Origin of the sequence: Arthrobacter liuii, assembly GCF_014639275.1 — a bacterium.
Taxonomy (GTDB): Bacteria; Actinomycetota; Actinomycetes; order Actinomycetales; family Micrococcaceae; genus Arthrobacter; species Arthrobacter liuii.
Genome location: NZ_BMFW01000003.1, coordinates 82,451 through 99,832 on the forward strand (window position 1 = coordinate 82,451; position 17,382 = coordinate 99,832).

Here is a 17,382-nt window from a genome sequence, read left to right on the forward strand (position 1 = left end):
TGGCCGGGGAACAGAAGACCAAACTACATATTTTGGAAGGGCCGGCCATGGGCAACGCGTCGCAGGGAGCTAACAGGGCAGTATCGGAGGCGGCGTCGGCAAGCCGCAGTCCGGCGGTACGCATTCTGGCCCGTGCCGGATTCGTCTTCATCGGCCTGGTCCATATCCTGATCGGCGCCATCGCCCTGCAGTTGAGCCAGGGCCACGGAGGAGAGGCTGACCAGTCCGGGGCCATCGGAGCCTTGGCTTCCAAGCCCGGCGGCGGGATCCTGCTCTGGGCCGGTGCTGTTGCCTGCGCCGGGCTTTCACTGTGGATGGTCAGCGAGGCCTTTTTCGGGGCCCGCTCACAGAGCGACCCCAAAAAGAAACTAAAGGAGGCGGCCACTGCAGCCGGAAAAGCAGTGATCTTCGGTTTCCTGGCTTTCACATTTGCCGTCTTCGCCTCCGGCGGCAGCAAGAACTCCAGCCAGTCGGCCAGTGATTTCACCGCAAAGTTGATGGCAGCGCCCGCGGGGGTGGTCTTCGTCATCGCGGGGGGACTGGCGATCATCGCTGCCGGCATCTATTACGCCTACTGGGGCATCACGCAGAAGTTCATGAAGGACCTGCAGGACCCGGGGGATGCCCGGACGGCCGTCGAGTGGATCGGAACCATCGGCTACGCGGCCAAGGGCGTGGTGCTTGCCGTCGTCGGTGTGTTGATCATCGTGGCAGCCGCAACCGCGGACCCCTCCAGATCCTCGGGCCTGGACGGTGGGCTGAAGACCCTCGGCTCGCAGCCCTATGGCGTCTTCCTTCTCGCCGCGATCGCCGCGGGGCTCATCTGCTACGGGGTGTATTCCATGGCGCGGGCACGCTACGGAAAGTTCTAGGCGCTGCCCGGGGACGGGCCGCTGCCAGGGGGTACCTAATGCCCTAAAGTTTCTGTGCAGTCGCTGTGCATCCTGTTGATCTGGTCACGTTAGCCCTACAGTAATCCCACAATTGCCTACGATGGGACACGGACCAAGACAGACAAACGGGGGCAGCGGCCACGCTGCTCCCGGCGAAGCCAGGCAGGAGGCGGCGCACCCATGCAACACAATGTGCTGCTTCACGGGCACCCCGCCCGGCTGGTGACGGCCGGTGTGGCGGCCGTCCTCCTGGCTGTAACGTCGGGAAGCGCAGCCCACACCCAGCCCCAGGCCGCGGGGGCACCTCCGGTCCGCGTTGTGGTTGTGGGTGATTCGCTAAGCACCGGCCACGGCACCTCGCCGCAGGAGGCATGGCCGGCGTTGATGCGGACGGACCCGCAGGTAGCGGGCCTGGAAGTGGTCAACGCTGCAGAGGACGGGAGCGGTTACCTCAGCCTTGGGGACTACAACGGGACATTCGGAACCCAAGTGGATGACTTCGTCACCCCGGACACCGGGATCGTGGTCTTCTTTGGCTCGGAAAATGACCTTGGCTATGCCTCCGCCGACGTTGGCGGCGCCGCGCTCGCCGCCATTGACCGGGCTGAAGCCCTTGCCCCCGAAGCGAGGATCATCGTGGTGGGGCCGCCGTCGTACACCGCGGAGCCAGACCCGGGGCTCGTGGACATCAGCGACCAGCTCAAAGCAGCTGCCCTGCAGGCGGGCGGTGAGTTCGTGGATCCCATCGCCGAGGGCTGGATCAGCGGTGACTTTGACGACCTCATCGGCCCCGACGGCGATCATCCCACAGTCCTGGGCCAGCACTACCTGCTGGAGCACATCGGTGCTTATCTTGAGCAGGCGGCCCCGGCGGCGGCCGCGGCGCAGGGGTGTCCGGCGGCCCAGTAACCTCCGCCGCCTCAGATCAGCGGCCAGGGGTACCGCATGCCGGTGCGGTCCACGGGGAGTACCTTTTCCCGCAGGATGCGTTGCACCCGGCGCTGGAGCGCGGCCACTTCGGCGGGCTGGAGCAGCGCCGCCACCTCGGCCGGGACAGCGACGGCCAGCGGACTGATGTCCCCGAGCAGCTTTTCCGGAATGGGGTCGCCGGCGAAGTCCCAGATCACGGTGCGCAGCTTGAACGCGGCCGAGAAACACAGGCCATGGTCAATGCCCCAGATACGGCCATCAGTTCCGCGCAGCACGTGCCCGCTTTTCCGGTCCGTATTGTTTGCCACGTAGTCGAACAGGGCCATCCGGGCCAGCGCGGCGTGGGTCTCCGGGGAGTCTTCGTACAAGGTGAAGTAATGTTCCTGGAGGTCGCCCTCGATGAACCACTGCAAGGATCCCACTCCCAGCGGCGCGTCCGTGCGGACCACCGTGGGCGGCACTATTCCCCAGTCCAGTGCTTCGCTGAGAAGGTACGCGGCGCACTCCCGGCGGTATAGGCCGGCGTCGAAATCTGCGAGTGGCCGTTCGCCCGCCTCCGGCTTGTAAATGGCCCAGGCGGAATCCCCGGCGCAGGAAAGCTCCGCGAGGAACGTGGCGTTGCTGCCGCTCATGATGCGGCCTAGCAGCTCAACCCGGCCCTCGTTGAGGAGGGTCAGCTCCCGCCCGGACACCGTACGCCCTGTGTGGCCGCGTCCCGCGGCCATCCGTTCCATCCCAATCCGTGGAGCATCACGTAGGCCTCAGCCTGGCGAGGGGTTCCGACGTCGAATTCACCATGAGCACAGCCGGCGCCTTCCCATCCGCATACGAGATCGCCGAGACCGACGCCGGGCTGATCATGATCCGCTGGAAAAGGTCCAGATGGGTGCCCAGGGCGTGGGCCACGGCCGCCTTGATGGGGTCGGCATGGGAGAAGCAGACCACGACGCCGCCTGGGTGGGCGGCGCGGAGGGTATCCAGCGTGCCGACCATCCGGGCCTGCATCGCTGAAAATCCTTCGCCGTTGGGAAAGCGGAAAACCGATGGGTTGTGCTGGACGGTTTGCCACTCAGGCAGGCCCGTGAGGCCGGCGAGCGCGGCGCCGGTCCAGTCACCGAAGTCGCATTCCAGGAGCCCGGCTTCCACAGCCACCGCCGTTCCTGTGCGGATGGCAGTGGGCTCCGCAGTCTCGCGCGCACGCTCCAGGGGCGAGGAATAGATGGCCTCGACGGGCAGGTCCCAAAGGCGTTCGGCAACCGCGTCGGCCTGGGCGCGGCCCCGCTCGGAAAGATGCAACCCCGGAGCCCGGCCCGGCAGGACCGTGCCCGTCGTTGGCGTCTCGCCGTGCCGGACCAGGAGGATCAGCGTGCTCTCTTCAGTCATCAGCAACCAGCCTAGCGCCCGCTGCGTGCCCCGCGGCCCGCAAGCCCCGACGGGGACCGCTGGCGAATCCCTTGGCCGCCACGCTGCATCAAGGAAAGTGGAGGAATCTCTCGATTAGCTGGAGGGCGGGGACTACCGTAGAGGGGTGACTGATCGCCCCGATATCTATACCGTTGGTGAACTGCGTGCGGCAGGGTACGTCCACAAGGACCTGCGCCACGAAATCCGCGACAATCTCCTCGCCGCCCTGGCTGAGGGGCGTGACCCCTGGCCGGGCCTGTACGGCTTCAGCCGGACCGTGATTCCGCAGCTGGAGAGGGCCCTGATTGCCGGCCATGACATTGTCCTGCTGGGCGAGCGGGGGCAGGGCAAGACACGCGTGCTCCGTACCCTTGCCGGGTTGCTTGACGAGTGGTCTCCCGTGATCGAGGATTCGGAGCTGAACGAGCACCCGTTTGAACCGATTACCGAACAGTCCCGTGCCAGGGTCCTCACTGAAGGGGACCGGCTGCGCGTGGCATGGCGGCACCGTTCGGAGCGCTACGTCGAGAAGCTCGCAACGCCGGACACGTCGGTCGCGGACCTCATCGGGGACGTGGACCCGATGCGGGTGGCCGAGGGCCGCCGCCTGGGGGATCCTGAAACCATCCACTACGGGCTTATCCCGCGCTCAAACCGCGGCATCATCGCGATCAATGAGCTTCCCGACCTTGCCGAACGCATCCAGGTGGCCATGCTCAACGTCATGGAAGAGCGGGATATCCAGATCCGCGGCTACGTGCTGCGGTTGCCGCTCGACGTACTGGTTGTTGCATCGGCAAACCCGGAGGACTACACCAACCGCGGCCGGATCATCACCCCGCTGAAGGACCGCTTCGGCGCGGAGATCCGGACCCACTACCCGATCGACCTGGAGGACGAGGTCTCGGTCATCCGGCAGGAAGGCCGGCTGGTGGCCGACGTCCCACCCTTCATCCTGGAGATCCTTGCCCGCTACACCCGGGCACTCCGGCAGTCCCCGGCCATTAACCAGACCTCCGGCGTCTCCGCCCGCTTCGCCATTGCCGGGGCTGAGACGGTGGCCGCGGCGGCACTTCGCCGGGCCAGCCTGCGGGGGGAGGATCAGGCCGTGGCGCGGATCATCGACCTCGAACCGGCAGTTGAAGTACTGACCGGCAAAATCGAGTTCGAATCGGGCGAGGAAGGGCGCGAACAGGGCGTCCTTGACCACCTGTTGCGCACCGCCACCGCCGAAGCCGTCAGGGCGCACTTCCAGGGCCTGGACATGGGCCCGCTCGTGGCAGCCCTGGACGGGCACCGGACCGTCACCACCGGCGAACAGGTCACGGCCCGCGAGTTCCTCGGCAACCTCCCGTCCCTGAACGGCTCAGGCCTCTACGACGACATCGGGCGGCGCCTGGGTGCGGCGAATGACGGACAGCGGGCCGCCGCCGTCGAACTGGCACTGGAAGGCCTGTACCTCGGCCGGCGGATCTCCAAGGGGTCCGACGACGAGGAAACCATTTACGGCTAGGCACAGGAGGCATCATGCCCATCCACAAGCGGTCCGCCAAGTACGGCCGGTATACCGGCGGCCCGGACCCGCTCGCGCCGCCGGTGGACCTGGCCGAGGCGCTGGACGCGGTCGCCGAGGACGTGATGGCAGGCTACTCGCCGCGCCATGCCCTGCAGGAATTCCTGCGGCGCGGCGGCCGGAACCGTGACGGGCTGGACGACCTTGCCCGGCGCGTCCAGCAGCGGCGACGCGACCTGCTCAGCCACCACCGGCTGGACGGCACCCTGGACGAAGTGAAGAAACTCCTGGACACCGCTGTGCTGGAAGAACGCAAGCAACTGGCGCGCGACGCCATGATGGACAACACCGACCGTGCCTTCCGGGAAATGCAGCTGCAGAACCTTCCGCCCTCCACGGCCGCGGCGGTCAACGAGCTTGCGTCCTATGACTGGCAGTCGGGGAGCGCCAGGGAAGCGTATGACAGGATCAAGGACCTGCTGGGCCGGGAAGTGCTGGAGCAGCGGTTCGCCGGAATGAAGCAGGCGCTGGAGAGCGCCACCGATGAGGACCGCGAGGCCGTGAATGCCATGCTCCGGGACCTCAATGAGTTGTTGGGCAAGCACCGGCGCGGCGAAGACACGGATGCCGACTTCCAGGAGTTCATGGCAAGGCACGGGCAGTTCTTTCCCGAGAACCCGCAATCGGTCGAAGAGCTGGTGGATACCCTGGCCCAGCGCGCCGCCGCGGCCCAGCGGCTCCTGCAGTCAATGTCCCCGGAGCAGCGGGACGAGTTGATGCAGCTGTCCGCCCAGGCCTTTGGCTCACCTGAACTGTTGGCCCAGCTCAGCGAACTCGACGCCGCCCTTCAGGCGCTGCGGCCCGGGGAGGACTGGACGGGATCGGAACGCTTCGAAGGGCAGGAAGGACTGGGGCTGGGGGACGGCACCGGCGTGCTGCAGGACATCGCCGAACTCGACGAACTCTCTGAACAGCTTTCCCAGTCCTACAGCGGCTCCCGGCTTGATGACCTGGACTTGGACGCCCTGGCCCGGCAGCTTGGTGAAAATGCGGCCGTGAGCGCACGCACCCTCGCGGAGATCGAACGCGCCATGCAGGATGGCGGCTACCTGCGGCGCGGCGCGGACGGGGACCTCAGGCTGTCGCCGCAGGCCATGCGGCGGCTTGGGAAGTCACTGCTCCGCGATGCCGCCAGGCAGCTGTCCGGCCGGCAGGGAAGCCGGGACACCAGGATGGCCGGGGCCGCCGGGGAACAGACGGGCTCAAGCCGGCAGTGGGAGTTCGGTGACGCCGAACCCTGGGACGTCACCCGCACCATGACCAACGCCATCCGGCGCACCATGGCCGACGGCGGTGATCCGGCCCGCGGACTGCGCCTCGCCGTCGGTGACATCGAAGTGGCGGAGACGGAAGCCCGAACCCAGGCGGCGGTTGCCCTGCTGGTGGACGTGTCCTTTTCCATGGCGGCCGAGGGGCGGTGGGTCCCCATGAAGCGGACCGCCCTCGCCCTGCACCACCTGGTGTCCACCCGCTTCCGCGGGGACAGGCTGCAGCTGATCACGTTCGGCCGTTACGCGCAGTCCATGGACATCGGGGAACTGACGGCCCTGCCTGCCCTCCGCGAACAGGGAACCAACCTCCATCACGGATTGCTGCTGGCAGGCCGCTTCTTCCGCCAGCACCCGTCCATGCAGCCGGTCCTGCTGGTGGTCACGGACGGTGAGCCCACCGCGCACCTGCTGCCGGACGGGGACTCGTGGTTCAACTGGCCGCCGGACGCGGAGACCATCCGCGCCACTGTTGCCGAACTGGACCGCCTGGGCCGCACAGGCGTCCAGGCCACGTTTTTCCGCCTGGGCAACGACCCCGGCCTGGAGCGGTTCATCCAGCGGATGGCGCAGCGGGTGGACGGCCGTGTGGTGGCGCCCGAGGTGGGCGACCTTGGCGCTGCAGTGGTGGGGGAGTACCTGCGTGCCCACGTCCGGAGCGCCTACGCCGACGGCGAATGGTTCTGATTCGTCGTTGGGTCCAGGCGGCAGCCTCCACCTTCGCAGCCGGTTCCCCTTCGGCAGCCCGGGCGGCGTCGGGGGTTCCCGCCGGGCACCACCTTGCCGGGCTCCCGCGCCGGGAATAGCATGGCCGGCATGAGCCGGCTGATGGTGGACATGATCGTCACCCTTGACGGATACGCCTCGGGCGAGGGATGGCCGGGCTGGTGGGGCCTGGAGGGGCCGGAATACCTGGCCTGGCTGCAGCAGGAAGCGGAGAAGCGCTACACGATCCTGCTGGGCGCCAACACCTACCGCCTCATGTCCGGGATGTCAGAGCAAGGCGCCGGCGGGGGCGAAGGATTCTCGGAGGACGAAAGTGCTTCCCTGACGGCCCTCGCCGCCGTTCCCAAAGTGGTGTTTTCCTCAAGCCTAACGGCACCCCTCCGGTGGCCGAACTCCGAACTGGTGGCCGGCGATGCGGTCGAAGCCGTCAGGCAGATGAAGCAGACCCATCCCGGGCCGTTGAGTACCCTGGGCAGCCTCAGCCTCTGCCGTTCCCTGGTGGCAGCGGGCCTCGTGGACAGGTTCCGGCTGGTTGTCTTCCCCCTGATCACCGGCCGCACCGGAAGCGAACGGATTTACGACGGCTACCCTGATGTGGCCCTGGAGATGGTGGACAGCAGGACCTTCGATGGCCGCCTGCAGCTGCTCGAATACGTCCCCCGCGTGATCGACCACCCGCCTCTCAGCGGAGGGCGGTAATCACTTCAACGGTCCAGGCGTGGGCGACGGCAACCATTGCAAATGCTTGAAGCTTTAACTAATTGGGGCTACGATTGCTTTAATCTTCAACTATCTCCCTGCAGAACACCGAGGCCCGCAATGACCGCTGTTGTCCATTCCGCACCGCCCCTGGCCCACCTGCCTGCGGCGACGATCCGCTCCCAGGTCACCGTGCCCCTGCGGTTCCCGGACGGCTACCGCACTTCCGCCGATGTCATGACATTCCATGGGCTGGCTGACGGCAGGGAACATCTGCTGCTGGCCCTGGGCGAGTGGGAGGACGGGCTGCTGGATGGCGCAAAGATACCGCTGGTCCGGCTGCACAGCGAGTGCATGACAGGTGACGTCTTCGGCAGCGAGCGCTGCGACTGCGGGCCGCAGCTCCGGGAAGCGGTGGAGCGCATTGCGTCCACCGGGGGCTTCCTCCTCTACCTCCGCCAGGAAGGCCGCGGCATCGGCCTCTACCCAAAACTCGATGCCTATGCCTTGCAGGACGAGGGCCTGGATACGTACGACGCCAACCTGGCCTTGGGCCACGGCGAAGACGAACGTGACTACACCGCGGCAGCGCAGATGCTCCACGCCCTCGGCGCCCCCACCGTACGGCTGCTCAGCAACAACCCGGACAAGGCTGCCCAGCTGGCCGCGCGCGGCATCGCCGTCACGGAAAAGATCCCTACCGGGGTCCATGTTTCGGAGGCCAACTCCCGGTACCTCGCCGCCAAGCGGGACCGTACCGGCCATACGCTGGAACTCAGCCCGGCCGGCGTCGTGCCTCCAGCAAAGGGTGCCGCCGGACGCGTTCCTGACCACGCCGAAATGCTTGCCCGCGTGGAAGCCATGATTCCTGGACTGCGGGCCAGGGCTGAAGAAACGGAAGGGCTGCGCCGCCTGCCTGGGCTGACGGTGCAGGCACTGCAGGAAGCCGGCGTCTTCGGCATGCTGGCACCCGTGGCGGTTGGCGGCTACGGAATGGGCGCGCGGGCGTACGGGGAGTCCGTCAGGGTGCTTGCCACGGGCTGCGCCTCCACGGCCTGGACTGCCGGACACCTGGCCGAGCACGCGTGGATGCTGGCCCGCTGGCCCCGCACTGTGCAGGACGAGGTATTCGCCGGCGGGCAGGTACCGCTCGCTGCCGCGACCAGTGCTCCCGTTGGTGCGGCAAGGAAAGTTCCGGGCGGCTACGCCATTTCGGGCCACTGGAGTTTTGCCTCGGGCATCATGCACTCACGCTGGGCCCTGCTGGCCGTGCAGCTCGGCGGGGTCCGGCTGCAGGCGCTCGTTCCGGTTGCGGACCTGGAGCTGCTGGACGCCTGGCACACCGACGGGCTGAGGGGGACCGGCAGCAACGACCTCCGGGCGGACGGGCTTTTTGTTCCGGACCACCGCGTGGCGGATTGGGCGCTGCTCAGTGGCCCCGACAACCCCGGCAGCCTCGTGCACCGGGACCCGTCGATCCACACGCCCATGGCCACCCTGCTGAACCTCGTGGCCCCTGCCGTGGCGCTGGGCTCCGCGGAGTACGCCCTGGAACTGTTCCGGAACCAGTTGCTGGCACCGAAAGAAAGGAATGGCGTCGCAGTCCGGCCGGCGGATTCGGTGCTGGCCCAGGCCCGCTACGCCAGGGCGTCGGGAGCCGTGGCCACCGCCCAACTGCACTGGCAGGCAGCGCTCTCCCTGCCGGCGGCAGGCGGGGATGCGGCCGGTCTTTCGGAAGGGCAGCGTGCCTCGTTCCGGCTCGCGCTAGCCCTCAGTGCGGAGGCCGCGCAGGAAGCCGTCCGCCTGGCAGTGGCGGGTTCGGGCGGCAGTGTCCATCGGCTGTCCCACCCGCTGCAGCGCATCCAGCGCGACGTCAGTGTCCTGGCAAACCATCCCACCCTGGGCATCGACCCCATCCTGGAGCAGGCCGGCAGGGGCTTGCTGGGCCTGGGAATCACAACGCGGTCCTTCTAGGCGCCACGGCGGCGCGTCCTGGCTGCTGCCCCGCTGGCCAAATCCGTGTCAGGATCAAGGTATGCCCCAGCGCCTCATGCTGCTTGACACTGCCTCCCTGTACTTTCGCGCCTTCTACGGGCTGCCGGACACCATCCGCCGCCCGGATGGAACGCCGGTCAATGCCGTCCGCGGGCTGCTGGACATGATCGCCAGGCTCAGCGCCGACTATCAGGCCACACACCTGGTGGCCTGCTGGGATGATGACTGGCGGCCGCAGTGGCGGGTGGACCTGATCCCTACCTATAAAGCCCACCGGGTGGCCCAGGCAGTGCCGGGCGGCACCGACATCGAGGTGGTGCCGGAAGGCCTCGAAGCGCAACTGCCCATGATCCGCCGGGTCCTTGGGCTGGCAGGAATCGCCATCGTGGGAGCGGCTGAACACGAGGCCGACGACGTTGTGGGCACCTACGCCAGCCAGGCCGGCTTTCCGGTGGACGTGGTCACGGGCGACCGCGATCTTTTCCAGGTGTGTGACGATCAACGCAGGGTCAGGGTGATCTACACCGCCCGGGGCATGAAGAACCTCGAAGTCATCACGGAGGAAACCGTGGTGGCCAAATACAAAGTCCTTCCGCAGCAGTACGCCGACTACGCCACCCTGCGCGGGGACGCCTCCGACGGGCTGCCCGGTGTGGCAGGGATCGGCGAGAAGACGGCGTCGTCCCTGCTGCTGAAGTACGGAACCCTCGAAGGTCTGCTGGCAGCTGCGGACCTGCCCGGGGCCGGTGTGTCCGGACCAGTCCGGGCCAAATTGTCCGCCGCCGCCGCGTATCTCGAAGCAGCCCCCGCCGTCGTCCGCCTGGTGCGCAACCTTGAGCTGCCCACCCTGGACGAGGCGGGCGCCCGGCTCCAGCCTGTGACGGGCGACCGGCGCGGGGAACTGGAGCAGCTGGCCGCCGACTGGAACCTGGGCGGCTCGGTCCGCCGGCTGCTGGCAGCGCTGGACCGCCGGGAGTAGCCGGCCCGCCTGGCGGGGAACTGATGACGCCGGATGTACGGGCATGACCTTTCATGGCGCTGCGCGTCCGTGCGTTTCGCACGGCTTGAATAAGGCAATTTGCCGATGGTTTGGTGAGGTAACGATCCAGACGAGAGGCCATTCCATGACAGCCACTTCAGACCTTGCTCCACGCCGGCTTCGGGATATTTTCGGAACATTCGCCAGCGGCCTGACCGTGATCACAGCTTCCACCCCCGACGGGCCCGCCGGTTTCACTTGCCAGTCCTTTGCATCGCTCTCACTCGACCCGGCCCTGGTGACGTTCAGCCCCGCGCGCACGTCCACCACCTGGCCGGCGCTGCGGAAAGCCGGTTCGTTCACCGTTAACGTCCTCCCCGCGGAACTCCAGCACCTGGCGGGACAGTTCGCCCGCTCGGGTGCGGACAAATTCGCCGGGGTCGGCCACGCGTCCTCCCCGCTGGGCAATCCCGTGCTGGATGACGCGCTCGCCTGGATCGACTGCGAACTCCACGCAGAATACGACGGCGGCGACCACACCATTGTGGTGGCTGCGGTGCGGCACCTCAATGCCCGGCTCGACGCCGAACCCCTCCTGTTCTTCAAGGGGCGGTACGCCGGGCTCACCCCGGCCGAGCGCCTCCTCGAAGCGGCGGGCTGACCGGCACCCGCCAAATCCCCGGGAGGGGAGAGGACGCCTGGCCGGTGGGTCCGTGGCCTTTCCTGCTATTGCTTCAGGCCCACCAGGTAGTAAGCTTGCTGAGCATCACTAGTAAGCTTGCTGATTAAATGGGATGGGAACAGGAGCCATGGGCGCAATCTTAGGTACGGCCCTGTCACTGATGCTGGCTGTTGGCGGCGCGGCTGTGGCCGCAGAAGGCGGCCCCGCAGCCGCACGACACTACCTGGCCGGCCACGTGATCCTCGGAGTGGGCATCGGCCTATTGATCGCCACCATCCTGAGGGCCGGCGTCCGCATTCTCCTGGCACGCCCTGCCTCCCAGGCGCGGATGTCCGCAGCGCTGCCGCCAACGTCGGATACCGCCACGGTGACTGTACTGCCTGTCCGCGCTGCACCCGCCGTCCCGTTGCGGGGCAGGCATGCCGCCTAACGGGGAACCGCCGCCCGGACATACCTTGACGGAGGAGGAGGCGAAGTCCGCACCCGGCCGCCGTCGAGGAGCCCGTGCCCTGATCCTCCTGTGCTGCGCTGTCATTGCCGCACTGGTTGCCGGTGCTGCAGGCGTCCGTTCGGGCAACACGGACGACAACGCGCTGCGGGGTTTCCAGATCCGGGTGTTGAGCATCAGCCAGGCCGCGGCCGAAAACAGGACGGACGGGGCCCTGGCTGCCTTGCAGGCGCTGGAGAAGGACCTTGGCGAGGCGGCAGCGGCCGGGCGTGTGTCGGCCGCTCGGTACCGCGGCATCGAGACCGCGCTCGCGGCCGTCCGGGCGGACATTGCCACGCAGGTGGCAGCGTCGGCGGCATCGTCCGGCACCCAACCGGACACAATCGCAGTGTCCCCTGCGTTGGCAGACACGGCACAGGACGCGCCCGCTCCCGCGGAACCGGCCGTTCCCGCTGTGGCCCCGGCGCCGGCCACCGCGCCGGAGGCTCCCGGTTCACAACATTCAGACGCTGCCAAGGACGCCAAAGGCAAAGGTAAGGGCCAGGGTAAGCCCTGACAGCGGAGGAGAGCGTCCCCGCCAAGGCAGAATGGACAGATGACCCCTCCTGACGGCATCCCCGCCGCCAACGCCTTCAACCTTGGTGCCATCGGTGCCGGACTCGCTTTCGAAGGCACCCTGCCCGCGCTGCAGGAGGCGCTGGAACGCGCCGGCTCACCGGGGGCCGCCATTGTGCAGGCGCCGCCGGGAACCGGCAAGACCACGCTCGTTCCGCCGCTCCTCGCAAATCTTTGCGGCCGGTCCGGGCGCGTCGTCGTCACCCAGCCACGGCGTGTCGCCGCCCGGGCCGCCGCCCGCCGCCTCTCCGCACTTGACGGCAGCCGGCTGGCGGGCCGCGTGGGCTACACGGTCCGCGGGGAACGCCAGGCGGGCCTGGACACCCTGGTCGAGTTTGTCACCCCGGGCATCCTGTTGCGCCGCCTCCTGGCCGACCCCGGGCTCGACGGGATCGCCGCCGTCGTCCTGGACGAGGTGCACGAACGCGGCCTGGAAACCGACCTGCTGGTCGGCATGCTCGCGGAGGTCCGCGCGCTGCGCGGCGACCTCGCTGTCGTCGCCATGTCCGCAACGCTGGACGCCCCCAGGTTCGCGGCCCTGCTGGGGGCTTCCGACGGCGGCGGCCCGGCGCCCGTCGTCGACTGTCCTTCCGTCAACCATCCGCTGGAAGTGCAGTGGCACCCGGCACCGGCCGCACGGCTGGACGCCCGGGGAGTGACGCGCGCCTTCCTGGACCACGTCGCCGCGGCGGCCGCTGACGTCCACGCCCGTGCACTTGCCGCCGATACGTCAGCGGATGCGCTCGTGTTCCTGCCCGGTGCCAGGGAGGTCTCCCAGGTGGCAGCAGCGCTGCGCAGCAGGCTGGGCCGCCGGGTGGATGTGCTGGAACTCCACGGCCAGGTGGGCGGCCCGGAGCAGGACCGGGCGGTGTCGGGCCGTGGACCCGGGGACCCGCCGCGGATCATCGTCTCCACGGATCTTGCCGAGTCCTCCCTGACAGTGCCCGGCGTCCGGCTGGTGATCGACTCCGGGTTGGCCCGGGAACCGCGGCGGGACTCAGGCCGGGGCATGAGCGGGCTGGTCACGGTCTCCTGCTCCCGTGCGTCCGCGGACCAGCGCGCCGGCCGCGCCGCACGGCAGGGCCCCGGGACGGTGGTCCGCTGTTATCCGCAGCAGGCGTACGGCGCGGCTCCTGCCCACGTGACGCCGGAAATCAATGTTGCGGACCTGACCGGAGCCGCCCTCACCCTCGCCTGCTGGGGCGCGCCCGGCGGGAAGGGGCTCGCCCTTCCGGATGTGCCGCCCCGCCAGGCCATGGCGGACGCCATGGAGGTGCTCCGGGAGCTGGGGGCCGTGTCCGACGACGGCCAGGTGACGACAGCGGGCCGGGCCCTTGCGGCAGTCCCCGCCGATCCCCGGCTTGCACGGGCACTGCTCGACGGCGGCACTGCCACCGGGCAACAGCGGGCCGCCGGGGTGGTGGCCGCGCTCTCCGAAGACCACCGTGCGCCGGGCGGCGACCTGCCCCGCCTGCTGCTACAGCTCCGTGCTGACACCGGCCCGGCAGGAAGGCGCTGGGCAGAGGAGTCCAAACGGCTTGCGGCCCTGGCCCGGCGGCAGAAGGCCGGTGCCGCGGTGATGCCCGCCATCCCTGCAGGGGACCCCTTAGCCGTTGGCGCCGTCGTCGCCCTGGCCTTTCCCGACCGCGTGGCCCGCCGTGTGCCCGGCGGTGAGGGCGCGGGGCAGTACCTGCTGACCTCAGGCACCAGGGCAGGCCTGCCCGCAGGCAGCACGCTGTCAGGCCACGAATGGCTGGCCGTGGCCGAAGTATCCCGCGCGGAAGGCAGGGACGCGGCCGGCACCGGTGCCGTGATCCGTGCCGCGGCGCCTCTTACCGCCGCCATGGCCGAATCGGCCGCGTCGCACCTGCTGACCGATACGGTGGAGGCAGAATTCAGCGGAGGCCGGTTGAGCGCGCGCCGGACCAGGCGGCTGGGTTCCATCGTGCTCTCGGCAACACCGGTGCGTCCCACCGCCGAACAGGGGAGGAAGGCGGTGGCGGCCGCGGTGCAGTCAGGAGGGCTGGCGGTCCTGCCATGGTCGACGGCGGCGGCTTCCTTCCGGCGCAGGCTTTCGTTCCTGCACCGCGGGATGGGAGGGCCCTGGCCCGATGTGTCGGACGCGGCGCTGCTGGCCCGGCTGGAAGAGTGGCTGGGGCCCGAGCTGGCCGACCTTGCCGCCGGGAAACCGGTCGGCTCGATAGACCTGGCGGACCCCTTGCGCCGCCTGCTGCCCTGGCCCGAAGCCGCGCGGCTGGACGAGCTCGCCCCGGAAGTCCTTGGAGTCCCCAGCGGCTCCCGGGTCCGGATCGACTACCCGGAACCAGGGGATGACGGCGCCGCGCCTGTGGTGGCGGTGAAACTGCAGGAGTGTTTCGGCCTGGCCGAGTCCCCGCGGCTGCTTGGCGGCCGTGTCCCGGTCCTGTTCCACCTACTCTCCCCGGCCCGCCGTCCCCTTGCGGTAACGGATGACCTGACCTCTTTCTGGTCGGGCCCCTACACTCAGGTGCGCGTGGAAATGCGGGGCAGATACCCCAAGCACCCCTGGCCGGAGGACCCCTGGTCAGCCCCGGCCACCGCACGCGCCAAGCAGCGAAAGTAGCCATCTTCCAAAGACCTGGTACCCGGCGGGCCCGCGCGTGAGATCTCCGATACACCGCCGAAACGTTCCGTCGACCCGGTGAAACATGCGCTGGCTAGGCTCCTTTCCATGTGGATTGGTGCAGTCCATGCACCGCCAGGAAGGACGGAACCATGTTTCTCTTGAACAGCCTGAATCTCTTGCTCGACGGCCGCGACCACGAGGCACGGCATTACGGCGCCGGGGCCCCCGGGGAGGGTGCCGCGCCCGGCACGTTCCCTGCCGGCCAGCTCACCTCCGCCGCCTGGGAGGGGTGGTGGCACGAGGACGCTGCCTGGCGGCCGGCCACCACCACATGAAGGTTTACTCCGGCAGCCCGGCCTGGGCCATGAGTTCCGTGAGCCAGGGGCGGTGTTCGCGGTGGAACGTGATGCCCTCCGGCAGTCCTTGAACGGAAGGCACGGAACCGACGATGTCGATCGTCATCCGGCTTCCGGCGATCGGAGCGTTGGTCAGGTGCACATCGCCGTAGGATGCCGGCAGCACGGGGTCCAACCAGAAACCGCCGCGGGACACGTGCGCGTCGTACCGCATGAGGCTGGTGATCAGCATGATCGGGGTGGTGGCCGCCCAGGCCTGCGGGGAACACGCGGTGGGGTACGGAACAGGCTCCGTAACCTGCTCCCTGCTGAACCCGCAGAAGAGTTCCGGAAGCCGGCCGTTGGAGTAGCCGGCTGCCTCCAGCAGGGCGGTGGAGATGCGCTGCGCCTCCTCGACGAAGCCGTAGCGCAGCAGGCCCGCGGCAATGATGGCGTTATCGTGCGGCCATACTGACCCGTTGTGGTAACTGGCCGGGTTGTACGCGCCCATGTCGGCGCCCAGGGTCCGTACGCCCCACCCGCTGAACATCTCGGGCGACATGAGACGCTCCGCCACGGCCGGCGCCTTGTCGTCATCAATGATGCCGTGCCACAGGCATTGCCCCATGTTCGAGGCGCAGGCGTCCACCGGTCTCTTGTCGCGGTCCAGGGCTACGGCGTAGTAACCGCGCTCGGGCAGCCAAAATGCGTCATTGAACCTTTTCTTCAGCTGCGCCGCCTCGCCGGTGAGCCTCGCGGCCAGCGGTGCGTCCCCGGCGTCGTACGCCATCCACGCCTGGACAGCAGTGCACTGTAAACCAATGCCTGCACCTCACACAGTGCTATCGGCGGCTTGGCCAGCGTACCGTCGGCGAAGTTGATGCCGTCCCACGAGTCCTTCCACCCCTGGTTGATCACGCCTTGGTCATTGAGGCGGGAATATTCCACGAACCCGTCGCCGTCCTTGTCGCCGAATTCCCGCACCCAGTCCAGCGCACGGTCGGCGTGGGGGAGCAGGGCGGCAATGGTGTCCCTGGCGAAACCCCAGCGGCTCACCGATCCCACAGCCATGACGAACTGGGGAGTGGCATCCACGCTGCCGTAGTAGACCGATTTGCCGCCCAGGGCCAGTCCGCTGGAGACTCCCAGCCGTACCTCGTGCAGGATCTTTCCAGGTTCTTCCTCACTCATCGGATCCACCGCTTTGCCTTGCCGGTCAGCCAGGGTCTGCAGGGTGCCCAGTGCCAGGGACGGGTCCACGGGGAGGGCCATTTCCGATGCCCAGAGCGCGTCGCGGCCGAATAGGGTCATGAACCACGGCGCCCCTGCCGCCACCACGATCCGCTCCGGATGCGCGGGATCCTGGATGCGGAGTGCGCCAAGATCGTCATAGCTGCGCCGCAGGGTTGCTTCAATGGACCGGTTGCCCATGTGGAGTTTGGGAATCTTGGCCACCCACTCCCGCCGCCGGCGGTCGCTGGGCGAGATATCAGGCGCTGCGGGCTTCTCGAGGGGCGAAGCCGGTGCAGGGGCGTCGCCGCTGACGGGGACTACGCTCAGTTGCGTGCTCCAGTGGCCATGCGGCGGGACAAGGGCCTGGTAGGTCAGGACATCGGTGGTGGCGGCGGCGCCATCGCCACGGACGATCACGCGCTTGAGGACATCGTGCCAGACCGCACTGATGGTCAGTGAGTCGCCGGCGTGGTGGCGGGATTCCCGCCAGTGCCTTTGGATCCGGGCCTCCTTCACCTCGAAAAGGTCGGCGAAGTCCGCCTCGGCCCTGACGGAGACGGTGCACTGGGCCGGCTCGGAGGAATAGTTCCGGATGGTGATGTCCTCCATGATTCCGGTAGCAACTTCCCGCAGGCGCTCCACGACCAGGGGACTGTCTGCATATCCGTCCGAGCGCGGAACCCGGCCGATGAACAGTGCACGGTACGGTTCCTTCACCTCGGCGGCCAGCGGTTCAAGGGCCGCGCCATTGACCCGCAAATCCCAGCGGGACAGAATGCGGGTGTCTTCGTGGAAGGCCCCGTGGGGATGTTCGGGATGGATGTCCCCGTTGGCGAGCGAGATACAGAAGCATGCGCCCTCTACGAGCGTGATGTGTCCCGCCCCGACGGGTCCCGCGGCGGTGTCAGCGTTCCATCCAGCCATCCTGCGCTCCTCAAACGGTAGGTTCTTCCGCGGCCGCCGCTGCGGCCCGGGAACAGCGTTGCCGTGGTCCAAC

General features: G+C 68.3%; 14 protein-coding genes and 1 pseudogene. 12 read left to right on the top strand and 3 right to left on the bottom strand.

Annotated elements, in window-relative coordinates; all coding sequences use genetic code 11:
- Window positions 1-47: 47 nt before the first annotated feature.
- Complete coding sequence (locus tag IEW19_RS04310) at window positions 48-872, top strand: DUF1206 domain-containing protein (RefSeq protein WP_188570458.1); 825 nt, start codon at window positions 48-50, stop codon at window positions 870-872.
- A gap of 201 nt (window positions 873-1,073) precedes the next feature.
- Window positions 1,074-1,802 carry an SGNH/GDSL hydrolase family protein gene (locus tag IEW19_RS04315; protein ID WP_188570459.1) on the top strand — a complete coding sequence of 243 codons (729 nt, stop codon included), beginning with the start codon at window positions 1,074-1,076 and terminating at the stop codon, window positions 1,800-1,802.
- 11 nt (window positions 1,803-1,813) lie between these two features.
- On the opposite strand, the gene IEW19_RS04320 is transcribed toward IEW19_RS04315, so the two are convergent.
- Both IEW19_RS04320 and IEW19_RS04325 read right to left on the bottom strand, forming a co-directional pair.
- The gene (locus IEW19_RS04320) at window positions 1,814-2,548 is read right to left on the bottom strand and encodes an SCO1664 family protein (RefSeq protein WP_373283566.1); all 735 of its coding nucleotides are present in this window, start codon (window positions 2,546-2,548) and stop codon (window positions 1,814-1,816) included.
- Window positions 2,549-2,573: 25 nt separating this feature from the next.
- Window positions 2,574-3,206, bottom strand: a complete 633-nt coding sequence (locus IEW19_RS04325) for an MSMEG_4193 family putative phosphomutase (protein WP_188570460.1) — start codon at window positions 3,204-3,206, stop codon at window positions 2,574-2,576.
- Window positions 3,207-3,351: 145 nt separating this feature from the next.
- Here IEW19_RS04325 and IEW19_RS04330 point away from each other — a divergent pair, with 145 nt between their 5' ends.
- The 10 genes from IEW19_RS04330 to IEW19_RS04375 all read left to right on the top strand — a co-directional run bounded on the left by IEW19_RS04330 (window position 3,352) and on the right by IEW19_RS04375 (window position 15,152).
- On the top strand, window positions 3,352-4,740 hold the full coding sequence (locus tag IEW19_RS04330) for a sigma 54-interacting transcriptional regulator (protein ID WP_188570461.1): 1,389 nt from the start codon (window positions 3,352-3,354) through the stop codon (window positions 4,738-4,740).
- Window positions 4,741-4,754: 14 nt separating this feature from the next.
- Window positions 4,755-6,755, top strand: coding sequence for a vWA domain-containing protein (locus IEW19_RS04335; protein WP_188570462.1), 2,001 nt, complete (start codon window positions 4,755-4,757; stop codon window positions 6,753-6,755).
- 120 nt (window positions 6,756-6,875) lie between these two features.
- Window positions 6,876-7,493: a dihydrofolate reductase family protein gene (locus IEW19_RS04340; protein ID WP_229748334.1), complete on the top strand. Its 618-nt coding sequence runs from the start codon at window positions 6,876-6,878 to the stop codon at window positions 7,491-7,493.
- Between the two features lie 120 nt (window positions 7,494-7,613).
- Window positions 7,614-9,467 (top strand): GTP cyclohydrolase II RibA, encoded by a 1,854-nt coding sequence (gene ribA / locus IEW19_RS04345; RefSeq protein WP_188570464.1) that lies wholly within the window; start codon window positions 7,614-7,616, stop codon window positions 9,465-9,467.
- A 61-nt stretch (window positions 9,468-9,528) separates the two neighbouring features.
- Complete coding sequence (locus tag IEW19_RS04350; protein ID WP_188570465.1) at window positions 9,529-10,467, top strand: 5'-3' exonuclease; 939 nt, start codon at window positions 9,529-9,531, stop codon at window positions 10,465-10,467.
- Window positions 10,468-10,612: 145 nt separating this feature from the next.
- Window positions 10,613-11,128, top strand: coding sequence for a flavin reductase family protein (locus tag IEW19_RS04355; protein ID WP_188570466.1), 516 nt, complete (start codon window positions 10,613-10,615; stop codon window positions 11,126-11,128).
- A gap of 148 nt (window positions 11,129-11,276) precedes the next feature.
- Complete coding sequence (locus tag IEW19_RS04360) at window positions 11,277-11,579, top strand: hypothetical protein (protein ID WP_188570467.1); 303 nt, start codon at window positions 11,277-11,279, stop codon at window positions 11,577-11,579.
- Window positions 11,580-11,604: 25 nt separating this feature from the next.
- Window positions 11,605-12,153: a hypothetical protein gene (locus IEW19_RS04365; RefSeq protein WP_229748335.1), complete on the top strand. Its 549-nt coding sequence runs from the start codon at window positions 11,605-11,607 to the stop codon at window positions 12,151-12,153.
- Window positions 12,154-12,192: 39 nt separating this feature from the next.
- Window positions 12,193-14,814 (top strand): ATP-dependent helicase HrpB, encoded by a 2,622-nt coding sequence (hrpB, locus tag IEW19_RS04370; protein WP_188570469.1) that lies wholly within the window; start codon window positions 12,193-12,195, stop codon window positions 14,812-14,814.
- A gap of 152 nt (window positions 14,815-14,966) precedes the next feature.
- Window positions 14,967-15,152: a hypothetical protein gene (locus tag IEW19_RS04375; RefSeq protein WP_188570470.1), complete on the top strand. Its 186-nt coding sequence runs from the start codon at window positions 14,967-14,969 to the stop codon at window positions 15,150-15,152.
- 4 nt (window positions 15,153-15,156) lie between these two features.
- Here the strand turns inward: IEW19_RS04375 and IEW19_RS04380 are convergent.
- A pseudogene (locus IEW19_RS04380) lies at window positions 15,157-17,309 on the bottom strand (amylo-alpha-1,6-glucosidase).
- Window positions 17,310-17,382: the final 73 nt, after the last annotated feature.